Below are 18062 nucleotides of genomic sequence, written 5' to 3' on the forward strand. Positions count from 1 at the left end.
CTTCCCTGGAGCTACCGGACCCCGCCCGACGCGCGCTGCTTCTGCGCGTGCGCGGACCGGGTGCAGACCTCACCGACGTCGACCGTCTGGCCGCGGTCGGCGAAGACGTCCGCCACACCGACGAGCTTGCCGTTCGGCGACGAGCACGTCAGCTGGTAGGCCTCCTTCGTCCCGTACGTCGGCGGGATCGGCGACGCGAACGAGACGTCCCCGGTCCAGTCGTCGACGGCGTTCGGGTCGGCCTGGTCGTAGTTGACCACCACGGCCTTGTAGTCGCCGGCCGGCGGGTCGAACAGCACGGCGTGCTCGGACGTCGTGCCGCCGTTCGCCGACGAGCTGACCAGGTTGCCCGCCGCGTCGTAGATGAACAGGTCCCAGTCGGTCGCGGTGTTCGCCCAGGTGATGTTGACGCTGAACTTCCCGTTGTCGACCTTCGGCAGGCCGTCGACGTGGAAGGTGAACGAGTCACCCGCCGGGTCGGCCGGGTAGTTCTGGTTGATCGGCGGCACCCCGGCCGGGTTGGCGACCGCGAAGCCCTGCTGCGCGGGGCCCTGCGGGGTGCGCCCGTACCGGCCGGCCACGTACGGCCGCGTCGACGGGTTGACCGACCACGCGAAGCGCCCGCCGGAAGCGGTGAACTTCGAGTTCAGGTCGTCGGTGTAGTAGATCGGCGGCTTGGTGGAGCCGTCGGGCTGGATCACCGGCGACGTCGGCGTCTGGAACGTCTTGTGCAGCTTGAGCTGGTAGCCCTTCGGCGCCGAACCGATCAGCGTCGAGTGCTGCTGCGGGTCGGCCGCGTTGCCCAGCATGTCCAGGAACGCCTGCCGGTTGCCGCCCTTGCCGGCACCGGCCGCGGGGGCAAGGCCCTGGTACTCCGCCACGACGCTGTCGGCGTAGGGCCCGTGGAAGCCGTTGCCGCCGACCTCGATGGTGAAGCCCCAGCCGCCGGTGGCCCAGTACGACCAGTCCTCGGTGGTGCCGGTGGTGTCGTAGAGCGCCCAGCTCGGCTCGCTGGTGTAGCCGTTGCGCGAAGCCAGCTTGTCGCCGAGGGCCTTGTACTGCGGTTCCTCCAGCGGCGGGCGGACGTCCGCCACGCCCGGCGGGCGCAGCACCAGCGCCGCGACGGTGTGCATCGTGATCAGGTTCGTCACCTGGCGGGACGACACGATCGAGCGCACGTTGCGCACCTCGGGCTCGCTGAACGGGCCGGACCCGCGGAAGGTGTCGCCGCTCCAGGCCAGCTCGGCGCCGTTGCCGCCCCAGAAACCGGCGTAGTTGCGGTTCGGGTCGGTGCCGCGGACGCGCCCGCCCGGGTTCGCCTTGCACACGCCGGTCGCGAACTGCGGCGGCGAGTCGTTGACGTTGCAGTTCTTGCGCTTCATCTCGTAGTCGAACCGGGTGAAGTCGCCCTTCGGCTCGGCCTCTCGGGAGATCTCGAAGCCGTCCGGGTTGATGATCGGCACGACGATGTTGCGCGTCTTGCTCACCAGCCCCCGGATGGCTGCGTCGCGCGAGTAGCCGTTGACCAGCTCGTACGCCCATTCGATGACGTGCTCGGCGGCCGGCCACTCACGGGCGTGGTGCACGCCCATGGTGAAGTTGACGGGCTTGCCGTCGGTCACGTTCTTGACGTCGGTGGCGATTTCGACGCCGACGACGTCGCGGCCTTCCCACGTCGATTCCGGCATGGTGAACGCCGAGACCAGGTTCGGGTTCTTGCGGGCGAGCTCCTTGAGCTCGTAGTTGTACTCGTAGAGGTGCCGGTAGCTGGTCCGCCCGGACGGCAGCGCGGAAGCCGCCGTCTTCGCCGCGTACTCGCGGTCGGTCTTGGCGTCCTGGACCGACTTGGCCGACAGGTCCGCTTCGATCACCTTGGCCTTGAAGCCGCTGTCCTTGAGCGTCTTGCGGTCGGCGTCGTTCGCCAGCACGACCTCGACGCCGGTCGCGTCGCCCTTCTCGGTGACGTCGAGGCCGAGGCCGTTGAGCTTGTTCTTGTCGGCGCGCGTCGGCGTCTCGACGCGGACGAGTTCCGCGCGCTGCGCCGCCGCGGCGGTGCCGGTCGGGGTGCCCTGCGGGGTGAGCGCGAGGAAGTCGACGCCGAGTTGCGCCTGCCCGGCCGAGCCGCCGTACCGGCAGCCCTGGACGACGAGCTGCTGGCCCTTCTTCACGAAGCTCTCGGCGAGTTCGTGGGTGCGCAACGCCGTCGAAGCGGCGACGACGGCACCGGTCGCCTTGTCGAAAACGGCGACGTCCCAGTCGCCTTCGGTGCCCGGGGTCGCCTTGAGGCGGGCCTGGACGAGACCGTCCACGGTGGACGTCAGCTCGCGGCGATCGGTGCCCGAGGTGCCCTTGGGCAGCACTTTCGCGAAGCACGAGCGGGGTACGGACTTGTCGGCGCGCAGGATGTTCTGCGCCGCACCGGCGGTACCGGCGGGTAGCGCGACGAACGTTCCGGCCAGTGCCACGGCCGAAGCCAGCAGCACCAGCCGTCTTGGTGAATTCCCCACAGGCATTGCCTCCTTGACCGAGGGCCCGGCACGGCGGACGTACCGGTAGCGGGTGACCATAATGGAGGAAATCCGGCTGCGGTAACCGCCGTAAGTCGTACAGCGTTCAGCACCGAGGGCTGCCCGGAAGGACCTTTTCACCGGGAGTTCATTCGGTGGTCGGCTACTGTCGGTCCATGGTCACGGTCCCTGCGCGACGGGTGTCGGTCGCGGTCTCGCTCAGCGGCCTGGCCGCACTGGCGATCGGCGCCGGCCTGGTGCTGCTGCTGCAGGTCATCCCGCCGACCGACGCGATCAGCCCGACCCGCCGCACGATCAGCGAGTACGGCCTGTCGGACCACAAGTGGGTGTTCGACCTCGCGGTGATCCTGGTGGCCCTGGGTTCGGCCGCGGGACTGACGGTGCTGGGCAGGCAACGACGGCTGCCGTTCGCGGCGGCGATCTTGGGTACATTGTGGACGGTCGGGCTGCTGGTCATCGTGGCGTTCCCGAAGCCGGACTGGGCCACGGTGTCCCGCGCCGACTTCGGCGGGACGCTGCACCGGATCGCGAGCGTGGTGGCGTTCGTGGCGCTGCCGTTGGCGGTGCTGGTAGCAGCCCGGACGGCGTTCCCGGAGTCACCGGGACGGCGCTGGCTGGCCCGCGTGCTGGCGATCCTGTCACTGGGCTGGTTCGCGGTGATCCTGGGCGCGGTGGTGGTGGCCGCGACCGAGGGCGGCCGCTGGTGGACGCTGATCCCGCTGGGTCTGGTGGAGCGCGGGATGGCCTTGACGGAGCTGATCGCGCTGGGGGTGCTGCTGGCGCCGGTCCGGTCCGGCGCGGCTCAGCCGCGGTAGAGCTCGGTCAGCAGACCGGCGGCGAGGTGCGTCGCCGGGTGCGCGTCGCGGTGGCGCCAGATCAGCCGGACGGCCACCGCCGGCGCGTCGCGCAGCGGCCGGTAGCGGATGCCGTCGCGCCGGTACTGGGCGGCGGTCGCTTCGGGCGTGACGCCGACGCAGCGCCCGGTCGCGATGGCCGCCAGCCAGTCGTCGATTTCGCTGGTGTACTCGACCGCCGGCCGGGCGTCTTCGGGCCACAGGTCCAGCGTCGTGGTACCGGTGCGCCGGTCCACGACGAGCGTGCGGTCGCCGAGCTCGGCGAAGCGGATCGTCCGGCGGCGGGCCCACGGGTCGTCCGAAGCGAGCGCCACGCACCGGCGTTCGTGGCCGACGACCGCGTGCGCGTACCGGCGGGTGTCGACCGCGGTGCGGACGACGGCCAGGTCACAGCGCCCCTCGGCCAGGCCGCCGGTCGCGGTGTTGGTGCGCACCAGCTGGAGCTCGATCCCCGGGTGCCGGTCGTGCCAGCGCCGCTGGAACTCCGCGGTGTGGCGGCCCAGCGCCGACCACGCGTGCCCGAGCCGGAGCCTGCTGTGCCCGGTCGTGACCTCGTGCACCAGCGTCCCGGCGTCGGCCAGCAGCGCCCGGGCGCGGGCGAGCACCGCGACCCCGGCGGTGGTGGGCTCGACGAGCCGGCTGGTGCGGTGCAGCAGCCGCACCCCGAGGATCCGCTCCAGCGCGAGCAGCGTGCGCGACACCGTCGCCTGGGACACCCCGAGCTCGATCGCGGCGTCGGTGAACGTCCCGGTGTCCACCACCGCGACGAGGTGGCGCAGGTGGCGCAGTTCCAGCGCGGACTCGGCATCCATGCGCCCAGCGTATAGCCGACGTATCGCATGCATTTTGCGTATGGGCGGGAGCCGCTGATAGTCGGGGCATGACGAACGTGCGCGAAGGGCGCTGGCGGGGTGCGGCGCTGATGGCGGGCAGCGGACTGGCCAACCAGGTGGGGGCGTCGGTCGCGGCGCTGGCGTTCCCGCAGCTCGGCCCGGCGGGGGTGGTCGCGGTGCGCCAGTGGGTCGCGGCCGCGGTGCTGCTGACGGCCGGGCGGCCGCGCCTGCGCGCGTTCACCGCCGCGTGGTGCTGGTCCGGGAACGCCGTGCGCGTGTCGTGGTAGTAGCCGCGGACCGCGTCGTCGCCGTCGTGCACCGTCATCGTCGCGATGACCTCGTAGTGCGGGTGAGGGAACGTCGACAGCGTCGCGTCCCAGTCCTGGGCGACCTCATCGCGGAAGTGGTCGAGCACCAGCTTCTGCCGGGCCGCCAGCACGTCGGGGGCGGGAATCTGCGGCATGACGGCTCCTATATCTACGGCGTAGGTAATCGACGATAACCTACACTGTAGGCACGCCGAGGGAAGGGGAAGCCGTGCTCGGAGGAGCTCTGGCCCGCGCGAAGCCCGTCGTCCGCTGGAGCCTCGGGCACGCGTTGCCCCGGACCGTACTGCGCCGCGAAGCGCGCCGCGGGGACCTGCAGGGGCGGATGGTCGTCGCGGCCGCCGACGGGCGCGATCTCACCGGGCTGTTCGAGGAGATCCGCGCCGCCGGGCCGCTGGCGCGCACCCGCTTCGGCTGGATGACCACCACGCACGCCGCCGTCCGGGAAGTGCTTTCCAGCGAGGACTTCCGCGTCGGCGTCATCGGCGCCGACGGCTCGCCGCTCGGGCGGCTGGTCGAGTGGTCGGCGGGCGAGCACCTGCACCCGGTGCGGCCGCCGTCGCTGCTCGCCGTCAACCCGCCCGCGCACACCCGCTACCGCAAGCTCGTCACCGGCGTGTTCACCGTGCGCGCCGTCGAGCAGCTGCGCGGGCGCGTGCAGGAGATCGCCGACGGCCTGCTCGACGGGCTCGACCCCGCCCGCCCGCTCGACCTCGTCGAGTCCTACTGCGGGCTGCTGCCGGTGACCGTCATCAGCGAGATCCTCGGCGTGCCGCCGTCCGACCTCGGGAAGGTGCTGGCGCTGGGCTCGGCGGCCGCGCCCAGCCTCGACCTCGGCCTCGGCTGGCGGACGTTCCGCCACGTCGAGACCGCGCTCGGCGAGTTCGACGCCTGGCTCGGCGAGCACCTCGACCACCTGCGCCGCCACCCCGGCAAGGACCTGTTCAGCAAGCTCGTCGCGGCCCGCGACGACGGCGTCGGCCTGACCGAGACGGAGTTGAAGTCCACCGCCGGCCTGGTGCTGGCGGCCGGGTTCGAGACGACGGTCAACCTGCTCGGCAGCGGCATCGCGCTGCTCGCCGCCGACCCCGGGCAGCTCGCTGTGCTGCGCGAACGCCCCGAGCTGTGGGGCAACGCGGTCGAGGAGGTGCTCCGCTACGACCCGCCGGTGCTGCTGACCGGGCGCCTCGCGACGCGCGCGACCGAGGTCGCCGGGGTGCCGCTGCCGCGCGGCGCGCTGGTGACCACCGTGCTGGCCGGCGCGAACCGCGACCCCGGCGTGTTCACCGATCCCGGTGTCTTCGACGTCACCCGCGACGGGGCGCGCGATCACGTGGCGTTCGGCGCCGGCCGCCACCACTGCCTGGGCGCGTCGCTGGCGCGCATGGAGGGCGAAATCGGGCTGCGCACGATCTTCGAGCGGTTCCCCGGCCTGCGCGTACTGCCCGGCGGCCGTCGCCGCCGGACGCGAATCCTGCGCGGCTACGAAAACCTGCCCGCGGTGCTCGCCCCGTGACGACCCGGCGGGGCCGTCCGCCGAAGGACCTCGGCGGCCTGTCCCGGGACCGGATCCTGGGCGAAGCACTCGCCCTGGTCGACGAAGAGGGCCTCGACGCCGTCAGCATGCGCAAGCTCGCGCGGCGGCTCGGCGTCGACCCGATGAGCCTGTACAACCACGTCGACGGCAAGGACGCGCTGCTCGACGGCGTCGCCGAGGTGCTGCTGGCCACGATCCCGGCGCCCCCGCCGGGCGACCTCCGGGAGACGATGTCCGCGCTGGCGCACGGTTTCCGGGCCGCGATGCTCGAGCACCCGCGCGCGGCGCCGCTCGTGCTCACCCGCCAGCTCGCGTCGATGACGGCGCTCGCACCGGTCGAGGCCGTGCTCGGACCGCTGCTCGCGGCCGGTTTTCCGCCCGAGCGCGCGGTGCACGGGCTGCGGGCCGTGCTGGCGTTCCTGATCGGCACGCTGATGCGGGAGGTCGAGGCCGCACCGACGTTCAGCGGCACCGATCCCGGCGGCGCCCGCCGCCGGCTCGCGGACCTCGAAGGGTCCGGGCTGCCCGCCGTTTCCGCGGCGGCGCCGTACTTGGCGGTGTGCGACCACGAGGCCGAATTCGCCTTCGGGCTGCGGATCCTGCTCGACGCCCTCGCCGAGCCCTAGCGGATCCGTTCGTGCAGCGCCGCCATCCGCGCGTCGAGGTCGGCCGCCGTCCTGGCCGCCGCCGACAGCTCGCCCGCGAAGTCCGGCGGGACGCTGTCGCGGTACTTGTACGACAGCTTGTGCTCGACGGCCGCCCAGAAGTCCATCGCGATGGTGCGCAGCTGGACCTCGACCTTGACCTTTTCGACGCGGTCGGACAGGAACACCGGGATGCGCACGATGAGGTGCAGGCTGCGGTAGCCGTTCGCCTTGGGCCGGGCGACGTAGTCCTTGGTGCGCAGCAGCTCGACGTCGTCCTGCACGGTGAGCATCCGGGCGACCTCGTACACGTCGGACACGAACGGGCACACGACCCGGATCCCGGCGATGTCGTCGAGCGCGGCGGCGGCGGACACCCAATCGCTGCCGAGGCCGCGGCGGTGCACCTTTTCCTTGATCGCTTCGGGCCGCTTGACCCGGCTCGTGATGTGCTCGATCGGGTCGTGCTGGTGGACGAAGTCGAACTCCTCGCTGAGGATGCGCAGCTTCGTCATCAGCTCTTCGATGGCGAACTTGTACATCAGGAGGAACCGCGGGAGCTGCCCGGCGACGGCGAGCTCGTCGGCCGCCTCACGCAGGGAAGCGTCCTCGGCCGCCGGGTCGGTGGTCACTGAAGCCTCGTGCTGTCGTCGGTCGTTGGCGAACGCCAGGGTACTGCGCTCTGGTTTGTCAACGATCGGCGACGGGCCGGAGTTCCCGCGGGTCACCGGTTCGGGGGGTGCGCACCGGCCCGCCACCGGTGGCGCACCCCCCGGGTCTCTACTTGCCGGCGGTCGCGGTCTCCGTTTCCGTTTCCGCGGTCGCGGTGCCGGTGTCGGTGGCCTTGGCCGCTTGGGCCGCGACGCACTTTTCGGCGGCCGCGGCGGTCTGCTCGGCGGCCTGGGCCTTGGCCTTCTGGTGACCCTTGCCCTTCTGCTCGGCGGCCATGCCCTGCTGGGCGGCCGGGTCGGCCGTGGCCGCGGCTTGGGCGACGCAGTCGAGGATCGCCGCGCAGTCCTGGTCGGAGACCGCGTTCTGGACGGCTTCGTCCTGCTGGGCGGCCATGCCGTTCTCGTCGGCCATGCCCTGCTGGTTCTGCTGGTCGGCCATGCCCTGCTGGTGCGCCATGCCTTGCTGGTCGGCCATACCCTGCTGGTCGGCCATGCCGTTCTGCTTGGCGGCGCCCTTCTGGTCGGCCATGCCCTGCTGGTGCGCCATGCCCTGCTGGTCGGCCATGCCGTTCTGCTTGGCCGCGCCCTTCTGGTCAGCCATGCCGTTCTGGTCGGCACCGGCGGCTTGGGCCACGCACTGCTCGACCACTTCGCAGGCCTGAGCCGCCGCGGCGTTCTGATCGGCAGCGTTTTCGTCAGCAGCGTTCTCGGAGGCGGCGTTCTGCTCGTCGGCAGCGCCGTTCTCGGCCGCCATGCCCTTCTCGGCGGCCTTGCCCTTCTGCTTCGCCTTGCCGTGCCGGCCGGCCATGCCCTGCTGATCCGCCATGCCGTCCTGCTCGGCGGCCATGCCCTTCTGCTCGGCCGCCTCAGCCTGATCCGCGCCGGCCAGCGCCGCGCACTCGGCCGCTGCCGCGTTGGCCGCTACCTTCCCGTCACATCCCGCGGCCTGGCGGCGCTGCTCGATCTGCTCCACCACCGCCTGGCGGTTGGCGATGCGGGCCGCCGATTGGGCGTCCGGGGCGGCCTGCTGGCCTGCGATGAACGTGAGGTTGTTCTGCAGCGCCGTGTCCAGACCACTGCAGTTCTCGGTCGCCGCGTTGCTCTCCGGGCTGCTCAGGGCGATCGCCGTCGCGGTCGCCCCCGCGACCGCCAGTAGCGCTACCAGCCCGATCGTCGCCGGTTTGCGGTGTCGTCCGGTCCTGCGGGTGTGGGGCATCAGCCCCTCCTCTCGGGTCGCCACCTCACCCGGTCACACGGCGGAACCGGCCGAATGGTTCACGGCGATCGGAAACGACCCGAGAGTCCTTTGTGGACTAGCCGAGCGAAGCGAGCTGCGGCACCGCCGGGGCCATGCCCTCGATCCACGCGGCCGGCGAGCCCGTCGTCGGGGTGACGATCGCCGTCTGGATGCCCAGTTTCGCGTAGTCCGCCATGGACCGGACGAAGTCGTCGCGGGTGTCCGGGGTGGGGCGCGGGTTGTTGGCCAGGATGGTCTTGCGGATGGTGTCGTAGTCGCGGCCGGCGTCGTCGCAGTGGCGGCGCAGCACGTCCAGCTTGTGCGCCACGTCCTCCGGCGAAGTGCCGAACAGGTTGCACGCGTCGCCGTACCGGGCGACCAGGCGCAGCGTCTTGCGCTCGCCCGCGCCGCCGATCAGAATGTTCGGGCGGTGGAGCGGCTGCGGTGAGCAGAGCGTCTCCGCCAGCTGGTAGTGCTTGCCCTCGAACGGGCCGTTGGCCGCCGGGTCCCACATCCGGCCGCAGATGCGCAGCGTCTCCTCCAGCCGCTCGAAGCGCTCGGCGATCGGCGGGAACGGCACGCCCATCGCCCGGTGCTCGCGCTCGAACCAGGCCGCGCCGACGCCGAGTGCCGCGCGGCCGCCGGACAGGATGTCGAGGGTCGTGACGATCTTCGCGAGCAGACCGGGGTGGCGGTAGGTCACGCCCGTGACCAGCAGGCCGAGCTCGATGCGGGACGTGTGCGCGGCCAGGTAGCCGAGCGTCGTGTAGCCCTCCAGCATGTGCGCCTCGGCGGGGAGGCCGGTCGGTTCGATCTGGAAGTAGTGGTCCATGAAGGACAACCAGGTCGCACCGGCCTCCTCCGCCGCGGCACCGACCCGGGCGAGCTCGCCGGCGATGGCGGCGGGGCCACCGTCGATGTCGAAGATGGGCAGGTGGAAACCGAGTTCCATGGGGTGTTCTCCTGACGTGCGGTCGAAGTGACCCCACGTTAGGTCCTGGAGCGCGCTCCAGGTCAAGCTAGCTCAGCCGCGCCACCAGGTCCGTCGCGATCCGGTGCTCCACCGCGGCCGGGACCGGCTGCACGCCCGGCGCCAGCCCGCCCGCCACCGCAGCCAGGCTGCGGACCTGCAGGGTGAGGCCCAGGTCCATGGCCTGGATCGAGTTTCCGTTGGCCGCGGTCAGGTTGAGCATCCGGCCGTGGTCGAGGACGACGATCTCGCGGCCATCCGCCAGCACGTGCCCGGTGCGGCGGCCCGGTTCGCCGTACTCGACCGTGCGGACCGTCGCCGCCCGCAGCGCCGCCGCGTCGATCTCCCACGCGAAGTGCCCGACGCCGGCGATCAGCGCGCCGTCCGGCAACGCCGCCAGCTCCGGCGCGCCGACGACGCCGGGTGCGCCCGTCGCCGTGAAAACCGCTTGCGCGCCGGCCAGAACCTCCGTCGTGGCACCGACGCGGTGACCGTCCAAAATGGCCTGAAGCGCCCGCATCGGATCCGTGTCGCACACCGCGACGCGGGCGCCGAGGCGGGACAGGGTGTCCGCGACGCCCTTGCCGCACGGCCCGTAGCCGAGCACCGCCGCGCGCATCCCCGGCAGCATCAGGTTGGTGGCGTTGAGGAAACCCTGCACGACGCTCTGGCCGACGCCGAATTCGTTCTCCACCAGCAGTTTCAGCCGCGAGTCGTTGATCACGACGACCGGGTGGGCGACGTGCTCCGCCCGCAGCCGGATGCCGCCGGTCGTCGTCTCCTCGGTGCCGCCGAGCCAGCCCGACGGCGCGCCCGAGCGCAGCAGCGAAAGCGTCAGGTCGGCGCCGTTGTCGAGGGTCAGGTCCGGCTCGCACTCGAGCACGGCGGCGACGTTGCGGGCGTGGGCGGCCTCGTCGTCGGCCCGGCGGGTGTGCACCCGCACCCCGAGCCCGGTCAGCGCCGCGGCGACGTCGTCGTGGGTGGTGCCGGGCGAGCCGGTCAGGGTGACCTCGACCCCGGCGCGGGCCAGGAGCGTGACCAGCGCCGCCGTCTTGGGCTCGACGTGCAGGCACATCGCCAGGCGCCGCCCGGCGAGCAGCGGCGCGGCTTCCTCGACGGCGGTGGCGGTCAGCGGCATGTGCTTGAGCGCCCACTCGGTGCCGGCATGAGCGGTTGAAGGCATGACTGTCCTTACGATTGAAAGAAAAAGGGGTTCCGGGGGCGGGGGAACCGTCAACCGTAGAAGTCGCAGCGGTAGGAGTGATCGCCGAAGATCGCCCGTCCGCTCATGCCGTCCAAGTTACCGCACCACCGCTGCGAAGAACGCCGCCACGTCCGGCGACGTCGTGACCGGGACGCCCGCCTGGCGGAGGTGACCGGCGAACTCCGCCGACTTCCGGCCGCCGCCGGTCACCAGGAACGGGGGCGCGCCCGCCGCCGGGTACGTCAGCGGGCTCGCCGAGCGCAGCGTCGCCGGGGCACGGCCCAGCGCCAGGAGCACCGACGCCCGCGTCACGGCGTCCGTGCCGCGGAGGTCGGTGAAGTCCGCCGGGGCCGACACCACCGCCGCCGCGCGGACGGGGGTGCCCGGCGTCAGGGCGAGGAGCGACGCCAGCGTCCCGCCCGCGCCGGTGCCCTGCACCGCGATCCGCGCCGGGTCGATCGCCAGCGTGGCCGCGTTCGCCTCGAGGAACCGGACCGCGCAGCGGGCGTCGTCGAGCGGGGCCGGCCAGCGGGCGGCGGGCGCCAGGCGGTAGTCGATCGACGCGACCGCGAAGCCGCGGGCGGTCAGGTCGTCCGGCCGTGTCCCGGCGAGCAGCGCGCCCGGCCCGGAGGGTTTGCGGTTGCCCAGCAGCAGGCCGCCGCCGTGCAGGACCAGCACGACCGGCGCCGGGCCGGTGCCGGGCGGACGGCGGATGTCCATCGCGAGCGGAACGCCGGCCGGGCGGCAGTACTCGACCGTGCCGCCGTCGAGCAGGGCCGAAGCGCCGGTCCCGCGGATGCCGTCGCCGGCCGCCACCACGCCCGCCGCGCCGGTCGCGATGACCAGCAGGAGGACCGGGAACAGCACGATCCACGCCGACACGCGCCGCAGCGCCGACGGCCGCGGGCGCGCCCGGCGGCGGGCCACCACCAGGAACCCGAACAACGCGAAGACCTGCAAGCCGGCGGCCACGTAGTCGGTGAAGCCGACGACCGTGTCCGCCGGCTGCCAGGGATCGAGCCGGGCCAGCAGCCCCAGCGGACGGGTGAGCACCCAGAGGGCCAGCGCCACGAACGCCGAGAGCGCGCCGAAGTGCGCCGTCTTGCGCGTCGGCCACCCCAGCACCACCACCACGGCGACGATCTCGACCGCGGCGACCGCGCCGAACAACATCGCGTAGAGCTGCCAGATCCGCCAGAGCGCGGGCACCGCGGCGGCCGGGATCAGCGCGCCGCCGAGCGCCGCGAATGCGGCCGTGACCAGCACCGGACCACGGCGCAGGGGCGGTGGAGCCGTCGACGGCGGGCGGTACGCGCTCCGCTGCCCGTCGACGACCTTCATCCCGCCAGTGTCACCCCGGACGCCCGCCGCCCGCCACGGCTACGCGCGGTAGTCCCAGTCCAGCTCCCAGCACCGCAGGTGGTGGTACCCCACGACGGCCACCGCGGCGCACCCGTCGGGGGCCAGTTCGATCGCGATGACGTCCTGGTCGCACTCGACCTCGGTGACCAGGCCGCCGCTCGGCAGGTGCCACAGCCGGAGCAGCCGCGACGACGCCGTGAGCAGGAGGTCCCCGTCGGCGCTGAGCGCCAGTGACGTCACCCGGTCGTCGGTCACGTTCGCCACGACTTCGGCCGACCCCGCGACGGACAGCACGACCTCGCCGGTGTTGTCGAAGCCGAGCCGGGTGGCGGCGAGGACCCGGCCGTCGGCGCTCGCGACGACGGCCGCTTCGCCGGCGTAGACGCGTGCCTGGCGCACGGTCGTGAAGCCGGCGGCGTCCAGCACCCACGCCTGCCCGTCGTCGCCGACCAGGACGGCGACGTCGCCCGACAGCACCACCCGCTCGCCCGCGCGCACCGACCAGCCGTGCAGCGGACGGCCCGTCAACCGGTTGCGCAGGATGCTGAGGCCGTCCCGGCGCACGAACTCGAACGCGGGGTTCTCGTCCTTCAGCACGGGGTTCCCGGCGTCGTCCCGCACGACGACGCCGGCGCGGCGGGCCGTCCTGAGGTCCCACAGCACGCCGGCGCCGTCCGAGTCCGTCGCGAGCACGTGGCGGTCGTCCGCGCACGCGGTCGCGTCCTGGAACTCCAGCTCGTGCCGGTCCGCCGCGGCGGCCACCTCGCCGGTGCGCAGGTCGACGACCCGGACGCCCCGGCCGAAGAAGTCCGCGAAGGCGTAGTGCCCGTCCCGGGTCAGCGCCGTCCGGCCGTGCAGGACGGCGTCGAAGCGGCGGGACGGCCACACGCCCGCGAAGGCGGCCCGCTCGCTGACCGCGCCCACCCGCCGCCACAGCGTCCGCAGCTCCGGGTGCCGCCGGTACGCGGGCATCGCGCGCACGATGTCCAGCTGGCGGCGGGCGGCGGCGAGCCGTCCGGTGTCGAGGAACTCGGCGGCCAGGCCGAGGTTTTCCCCGGCGATCAGCGCGTCCCCGGCCATCCGGTCGGTCGGCTGCGGGCGGGCGTAGCTCCAGGGCGCGGCGGGCCCCGGCTCGGGCAGGTGGACGACGGCGGTGGTGTGGACGATCTGCGGGGTGCGGCTGCCGAGCAGGACCAGCACGGCGCGTCCTTCGGCGTCCGCGGCGACCCTCATCGGGTTGCGGGAATGGACCGTCGTGGTGAACGTGCACCGGCCCTCGTCGAGCCGCCAGTGCTGGAGCAGGAGGTCGAAGGTGTTCACCGCGGTGCGGCCGTCGTCGCTGACCGCCAGCCAGCTGAAACCCTTGTTCCACGGCAAGGCGCTGCCGATGACGGTGACCTCGGCGGTCGTCAGGTCCACCAGCACCACGTTGTCGTCGTGCGTGGCCGACAGCGCGTACCGGCCGGTGGGGCTGAGCGCGCAGTTGTGCCGCAGGCCGCCGACCCGCCACAGCTCCTCGCCGGCGCGAGTGAACACCCGCAACGTCCAGTCAAAGCCGTCGAACGCGACCACGCGCTCGTTGTCCCCGGTGACCGCGATCGCCCAGCCCCGGCCGTACTCGGAATCCGGTACCCCGGCGCGGAGCAGCTCCACGGTCTCGCCCAGCACCCGCACCGATCCGTCGCCGGAGACCACGGCCACCACGGTCCCGTCGGGGCTGATCGCGACCGCTTCCACCCCGCTAGCGACGTCCACGACCCGGGTGCACTCCCCCGTCGTCGTGTCCCAGACCCGCACCTGCCCGCCGTCGTCCGCGGAGGCCAGCACGCGGCCGTCGGCGCTCAGGGACAGCGACCGGAGCCGGTTCTCGTGGCCCGCCAGGCTGTAGCGCACCCGGCCCTCCGGCAGCGACCAGACTTCAGCCTCTCGCTGCCGGAACGTCACGGCGGCCACCCGGCCGTCGGCGCTCAGCGCGAGCGGGGCCGAAAGGTTGACGAAGACCGGGCTGGGCCGTTCGGTGATCTTCCGGTCCGGCAGGGCGCGGGCGGTGGCGGTGTCCGGGCCGTCGGGCAGGTCGTCGAGCAGGCCGAGCGCGGATTCCTTGTCACCGCGCTCGATGTGGACGGCGGCGAGCAGGCGATCGGCGGTCCGGTCGCCGTCGTGGCTCAGCCGCACCGCGTCCAGCTCGGCGATCAGCTGCCGGTCGGTCTGCGTGCCGGCCCGCCACCGGCGCAGCCCGCGGTTGTAGGTCGCGTGCGGGTGGTGCGGGTCGGCGCGCAGGGCTTCCGCCCAGAGTTCGTCCGCCTGCTCGGCGTGTCCGAGGTCCAGCAGGGACAGCGCGCGGTTGGACAGCGCGTCGGCGAGCAGCGGGGCCTCGTCCGGCCGCTGCCGCGGGTACGGCCGGAAGACCGTGGACCGGTAGAGCTCCGCCAGCTCGTCGGCGAGTTCGCCGAAGCCCGCGGGCCGGGCCGCCGGGTCCTCGGCGAAGCACCGCCGCAGCAGGTCCGCGACGCCCGGTGGCACCGGCGGGAGGACCGGATCGGCGGGATCGGCCTCGAGGAACTGCGCGAAGACCCCCGCCGCCGCGTGCCCGAACATCGCCGGCGGCCCGCCCGCGAACATCTCGAGCACGCTCACCGCCCACGACCAGACGTCGGTCGCCGGGCCGAGGCGCTCGCCCCTGGCCTGTTCGGGCGAGCAGTACGCCACGGTCATGCCTTCGCCGCCGGTGACGTTGGCCAGGCCGAAGTCCGTGACCTTCGCCGCGCCGCCGGTGTCGAGCATGACGTTGGCGGGCTTGACGTCCTGGTGGATCACCCCGCGCTCGTGCGCGTGCCCGAGCCCCCATGCGGTCTGGATCGCCAGGTCGAGGATCCGGCCCACGGCCGGGCGGTGGCCGCCGCCGTAGAGCGTGCGATCACGGACGGCTTCGGCGAGGCTGCCACCGCCGGCCCATTCGGCGAACACCCGGGGCGTGCCGTCGACGCGGCGGACGTAGGCGCAGCTCACGACGTGCGGGTGCGCGCCGAGCCCGACCCAGGCCTCCGCCTCGGCCTCGAACCGCTCGGCGTCGGCCGGCGAGGCGACCAGCTCCTGGCGCGGCGTCTTGACCGCCAGTTCCATTCCCCACTGGCGGTGCCACACGCGGTACACCAGTCCCATGCCACCGGTGGTGACGACGTCGCGGACCTCGTACACCCCGAGCACGACGTCGCCCGGCGACCACATCTAGTCTACCTGCGCCACGTACAGCGGGGTGCCGAGCACGACGTTCACGCCGTCACCGGTGGGCCCGCTCAGCAGCCGCTTGGCGACGAACTCGAGGTTCTGGTCCGGCCCCGGCATGGCCTCGTTGGCCCGCCGCACGGCGGCCAGCGCGCCCTTGTGCGCACCGTCGTCCTCGTGCTTGATGGCTTCGGTCAGCGCACCGATGTCCGGGTCGCTGCGCAGCCCGGCGAGCAGGGACGGCAGCACCGACCGCGGCACTCCGCCGGGCGCGGGACCGCCACCGAGGATGTGGTGCCCGGACCCGCCGAGCCCGACGACGGTCCGTCCGCTCCGCCCGCCGAAGTACGCGAGCGTCGGCTCGGCGGGGAAGGGTCCCCAGCTCATCGGGAGCAGTCCCCAGAAGAACTGGCCGGGCTCGTCGACCGTGCCGAGGTCGCCGTGGTCTTCCAGGTAGCGGACGACCCGCTGCAGCTTCGCCGTGCGTTCGCCGCCGGCGGGTGCCTCCGAGGACTGCTTGCCGCCGAACAGCTTGAGGTTCACGCTGACCTCGGTGGTGCGCTTGCGCGTGAAGGCCGGATCCATCTGCGCGAGCAGCATGTCGACCTTGCTGTCACTGACGTACAAGTAGTACTGGAACGACAACGTGCTCCCCATCCCCCGGCGGCTCTGGCCGGATCATAGCGGCTACACGGCTTTGAGCACGCTCGCCAGAACGATCACCGCGCACACGGTGCCGTTGAGGACGCGGTGGTCCACGATGATCGCCGCGAACTCTCGCAGGGTCGCGCTCGGCCAGAAGTACCACGCCGTCGGGGCGCCGATGACCTGGCCGTTCACCTTGGTCTTGCGGGCGAGCAGCGCCGCGCGCAGGACGTGGAAGTTGTTGGTCACGACGACGCAGCGGTAGTCCGGCCGCCGCTCGCGCATCAGGCCCGCGCTGAACGTCAGGTTCTCCCGCGTCGTGCGCGAGCGGTCCTCGAGCACGATCCGCTCGCGCGGTACGCCCCGGCCGGTGAGGTAGTCCGCCATCGCGTGGGACTCCGGCAGCTCTTCCCCCGGCCCCTGCCCGCCGGAGGTGACCAGCAGCGGTTCGCGGCCCTTGCGGCATTCGGCGTCCAGCACCCGGCGGCCGCGGTCGAGGCGGGCGGCCAGCAGAGGCGGGACCTTCGTGCCGCCGAGCAGGCCGGAACCGAGCACCACCACGAAGTCCAGCGGGCGGCGGGTGCGGATCCGCCCGTACACCAGCGAATACAGCAGGAAGCAGACGAAGAGGAACGACAGGTACGCGACGATCCCGTCGAGGCTGTCGCGGACCGCCTCCAGCGGCGCCCAGCCCAGCTGGCCGACCACGAAGTCGAAGACGATGAGCGCCACGATGCCGACGCCGGCGGCCAGGGACAGCAGGTTCGCCGGACGGCGGCCTTCGCGGCGCAGCATCGTGACACCGTTGCCGATCAGGAACACCGCGAGCACGACGATGGTCAGCGGGATCAGCGCGACCAGCCCGAAAGCGACGAACGCCGCGGCCTCCGGCGAGATCGACGCCAGCAGCGCGAGCAGCGTCAGGCCGAAGAAAGCCAGCGCGAAGAACAGGTAGAAGCCGTTGCGCAGCTTGCGGCGGTCGAGCAGGAAGCTGACCAGGAACACGGCGAAGCAGAAGACGGCCGCGGCGAGCGGGAGCAGGGCCGGGTTCACGCGACCTCCAGCCGCCGCCAGGTCGCCAGGAACACCAGCGCCGCGGCGATGGAACCGAAGGAGGCGAACGAATTCGCGGCCAGGTAGACGACCCAGGCGTTGCCCCGCACCGTTTCCGCGTACCCGCCGCCGGCCAGCGACGCTCCGATGAGGAGGGTGCCGAGCCCCAGCGACACCACGGCCCCGAGGACGGCGAGGGTCACGACGAGCACCCGCGGGAGCCGGCGCGGCCCGTCGTGGCGGCGCACGGCCCCGCGCCGCGCCAGCCACCACGACGCCAGGCAGGCGAGCCCGAGGGCGATCGCGTCCGCGGCGAGGGTGTCGGAGAGCCGGTGCCACTTCGCCGTCACCGTGTACGCGCCGATGCCGACCGCCCACGACAGCAGGAAGAACAGCGTGACGCCGCGCCAGCGGTAGGGCACCACGAGCAGGGCGGCGAACAGCACGGTCATCGCGATCGTCGTGTGCCCGCTCGGCAGGCTGTTGCCGGCGTAGTGCCCGGTCACCTCGACCAGCCCCGGCCGGGGCAGCACGAACCGCTTGAGCCCCTGCGTCACGAGCTGGCCGCCGACGATCACGCCGACCGCCGCGACGGCGAGGTCGAGGCGCCGCCGCAGCACGCCCACCAGCGCCACCACGACGACGGCGACGGCCAGCGAGACCAGCGTGATCCGGCTCAGGCTCGCGTCGGCGACGGCCTGGTCGCGCGCGGCGGCTTCGTCGGCTCCGCGCAGCGCGGCGTTCTCCAGCTCCTGGCCGGGCACCGTCCAGACGGCGAGGAAGTAGACCGCGGCCAGGACGACGGCGCACCCGGCCGCGACGGCCGGCCAGCGACGGGCGGGAACCACCCCGGACCTCCTCCAGTGCGCGATTGCTCCGGACAGCGTAGTTGCCTGCTGCGATCGGACGCACACCGAGGGTGAGACTCAACCGCCGGCCCGGTTCGTGCGTGGACCTGACGTTCGAGTGGTCT

General features: G+C 72.9%; 15 protein-coding genes. 4 read left to right on the forward strand and 11 right to left on the reverse strand.

From position 1 onward, the window contains the following. Positions 1-11: 11 nt before the first annotated feature. Positions 12-2483, reverse strand: a complete 2472-nt coding sequence (locus tag SD460_RS30325; protein ID WP_318307222.1) for a M14 family zinc carboxypeptidase — start codon at positions 2481-2483, stop codon at positions 12-14. A 200-nt stretch (positions 2484-2683) separates the two neighbouring features. Between SD460_RS30325 and SD460_RS30330 the strand changes: the two genes are divergently transcribed. Then, complete coding sequence (locus SD460_RS30330; protein ID WP_290056977.1) at positions 2684-3343, forward strand: DUF998 domain-containing protein; 660 nt, start codon at positions 2684-2686, stop codon at positions 3341-3343. Here SD460_RS30330 and SD460_RS30335 read toward each other — a convergent pair. Beyond that, the gene (locus tag SD460_RS30335; RefSeq protein WP_318307072.1) at positions 3331-4194 is read right to left on the reverse strand and encodes a LysR family transcriptional regulator; all 864 of its coding nucleotides are present in this window, start codon (positions 4192-4194) and stop codon (positions 3331-3333) included. The two genes, SD460_RS30330 and SD460_RS30335, sit on opposite strands and share 13 nt — an antisense overlap. 68 nt (positions 4195-4262) lie before the next feature. On the opposite strand from SD460_RS30335, the gene SD460_RS30340 reads away from it, so the two are divergent. From SD460_RS30340 to SD460_RS30350, 3 genes are all read left to right on the forward strand, one after another. Further along, positions 4263-4502 carry a DMT family transporter gene (locus SD460_RS30340; RefSeq protein WP_290056973.1) on the forward strand — a complete coding sequence of 80 codons (240 nt, stop codon included), beginning with the start codon at positions 4263-4265 and terminating at the stop codon, positions 4500-4502. Positions 4503-4752: 250 nt separating this feature from the next. After that, on the forward strand, positions 4753-6057 hold the full coding sequence (locus SD460_RS30345; protein ID WP_318307073.1) for a cytochrome P450: 1305 nt from the start codon (positions 4753-4755) through the stop codon (positions 6055-6057). Beyond that, on the forward strand, positions 6054-6704 hold the full coding sequence (locus tag SD460_RS30350; RefSeq protein ID WP_290056969.1) for a TetR/AcrR family transcriptional regulator C-terminal domain-containing protein: 651 nt from the start codon (positions 6054-6056) through the stop codon (positions 6702-6704). The genes SD460_RS30345 and SD460_RS30350 overlap by 4 nt, the downstream gene beginning before the upstream one ends. On the opposite strand, the gene SD460_RS30355 is transcribed toward SD460_RS30350, so the two are convergent. From SD460_RS30355 to SD460_RS30395, 9 genes are all read right to left on the reverse strand, one after another. After that, positions 6701-7354, reverse strand: a complete 654-nt coding sequence (locus SD460_RS30355) for a GTP pyrophosphokinase (protein WP_290056967.1) — start codon at positions 7352-7354, stop codon at positions 6701-6703. The two genes, SD460_RS30350 and SD460_RS30355, sit on opposite strands and share 4 nt — an antisense overlap. A gap of 148 nt (positions 7355-7502) precedes the next feature. Next, positions 7503-8609 carry a hypothetical protein gene (locus SD460_RS30360; RefSeq protein WP_290056966.1) on the reverse strand — a complete coding sequence of 369 codons (1107 nt, stop codon included), beginning with the start codon at positions 8607-8609 and terminating at the stop codon, positions 7503-7505. Between the two features lie 97 nt (positions 8610-8706). Beyond that, complete coding sequence (locus tag SD460_RS30365) at positions 8707-9582, reverse strand: LLM class F420-dependent oxidoreductase (protein ID WP_318307074.1); 876 nt, start codon at positions 9580-9582, stop codon at positions 8707-8709. Between the two features lie 67 nt (positions 9583-9649). Then, complete coding sequence (locus SD460_RS30370) at positions 9650-10783, reverse strand: adenosylhomocysteinase (RefSeq protein WP_290056964.1); 1134 nt, start codon at positions 10781-10783, stop codon at positions 9650-9652. Positions 10784-10900: 117 nt separating this feature from the next. Beyond that, positions 10901-12145, reverse strand: coding sequence for an alpha/beta hydrolase fold domain-containing protein (locus SD460_RS30375; protein WP_318307075.1), 1245 nt, complete (start codon positions 12143-12145; stop codon positions 10901-10903). 39 nt (positions 12146-12184) lie between these two features. Continuing rightward, positions 12185-15394: a protein kinase domain-containing protein gene (locus SD460_RS30380; RefSeq protein WP_318307076.1), complete on the reverse strand. Its 3210-nt coding sequence runs from the start codon at positions 15392-15394 to the stop codon at positions 12185-12187. After that, positions 15395-16048, reverse strand: a complete 654-nt coding sequence (locus tag SD460_RS30385) for a DUF7019 family protein (RefSeq protein ID WP_290056959.1) — start codon at positions 16046-16048, stop codon at positions 15395-15397. Positions 16049-16078: 30 nt separating this feature from the next. Then, positions 16079-17089, reverse strand: a complete 1011-nt coding sequence (locus SD460_RS30390; RefSeq protein ID WP_290056957.1) for a YdcF family protein — start codon at positions 17087-17089, stop codon at positions 16079-16081. After that, positions 17086-17937, reverse strand: coding sequence for a phosphatase PAP2 family protein (locus SD460_RS30395; protein WP_290056956.1), 852 nt, complete (start codon positions 17935-17937; stop codon positions 17086-17088). The genes SD460_RS30390 and SD460_RS30395 overlap by 4 nt, the downstream gene beginning before the upstream one ends. Positions 17938-18062 lie beyond the last annotated feature (125 nt).

This window comes from Amycolatopsis solani, from assembly GCF_033441515.1.
Taxonomy (GTDB): Bacteria; Actinomycetota; Actinomycetes; order Mycobacteriales; family Pseudonocardiaceae; genus Amycolatopsis; species Amycolatopsis solani.

What these genes read in the sequence shown, in the direction of transcription:
- SD460_RS30330 (WP_290056977.1), top strand. Translation starts at nt 2,684, where the DNA reads ATGGTCACGGTCCCTGCGCGACGGGTGTCGGTCGCGGTCTCGCTCAGC.
- SD460_RS30335 (WP_318307072.1), bottom strand. Translation starts at nt 4,194, where the DNA reads ATGGATGCCGAGTCCGCGCTGGAACTGCGCCACCTGCGCCACCTCGTC.
- SD460_RS30340 (WP_290056973.1), top strand. Translation starts at nt 4,263, where the DNA reads ATGACGAACGTGCGCGAAGGGCGCTGGCGGGGTGCGGCGCTGATGGCG.
- SD460_RS30360 (WP_290056966.1), bottom strand. Translation starts at nt 8,609, where the DNA reads ATGCCCCACACCCGCAGGACCGGACGACACCGCAAACCGGCGACGATC.
- SD460_RS30365 (WP_318307074.1), bottom strand. Translation starts at nt 9,582, where the DNA reads ATGGAACTCGGTTTCCACCTGCCCATCTTCGACATCGACGGTGGCCCC.
- SD460_RS30370 (WP_290056964.1), bottom strand. Translation starts at nt 10,783, where the DNA reads ATGCCTTCAACCGCTCATGCCGGCACCGAGTGGGCGCTCAAGCACATG.
- SD460_RS30375 (WP_318307075.1), bottom strand. Translation starts at nt 12,145, where the DNA reads ATGAAGGTCGTCGACGGGCAGCGGAGCGCGTACCGCCCGCCGTCGACG.
- SD460_RS30380 (WP_318307076.1), bottom strand. Translation starts at nt 15,394, where the DNA reads ATGTGGTCGCCGGGCGACGTCGTGCTCGGGGTGTACGAGGTCCGCGAC.
- SD460_RS30385 (WP_290056959.1), bottom strand. Translation starts at nt 16,048, where the DNA reads ATGGGGAGCACGTTGTCGTTCCAGTACTACTTGTACGTCAGTGACAGC.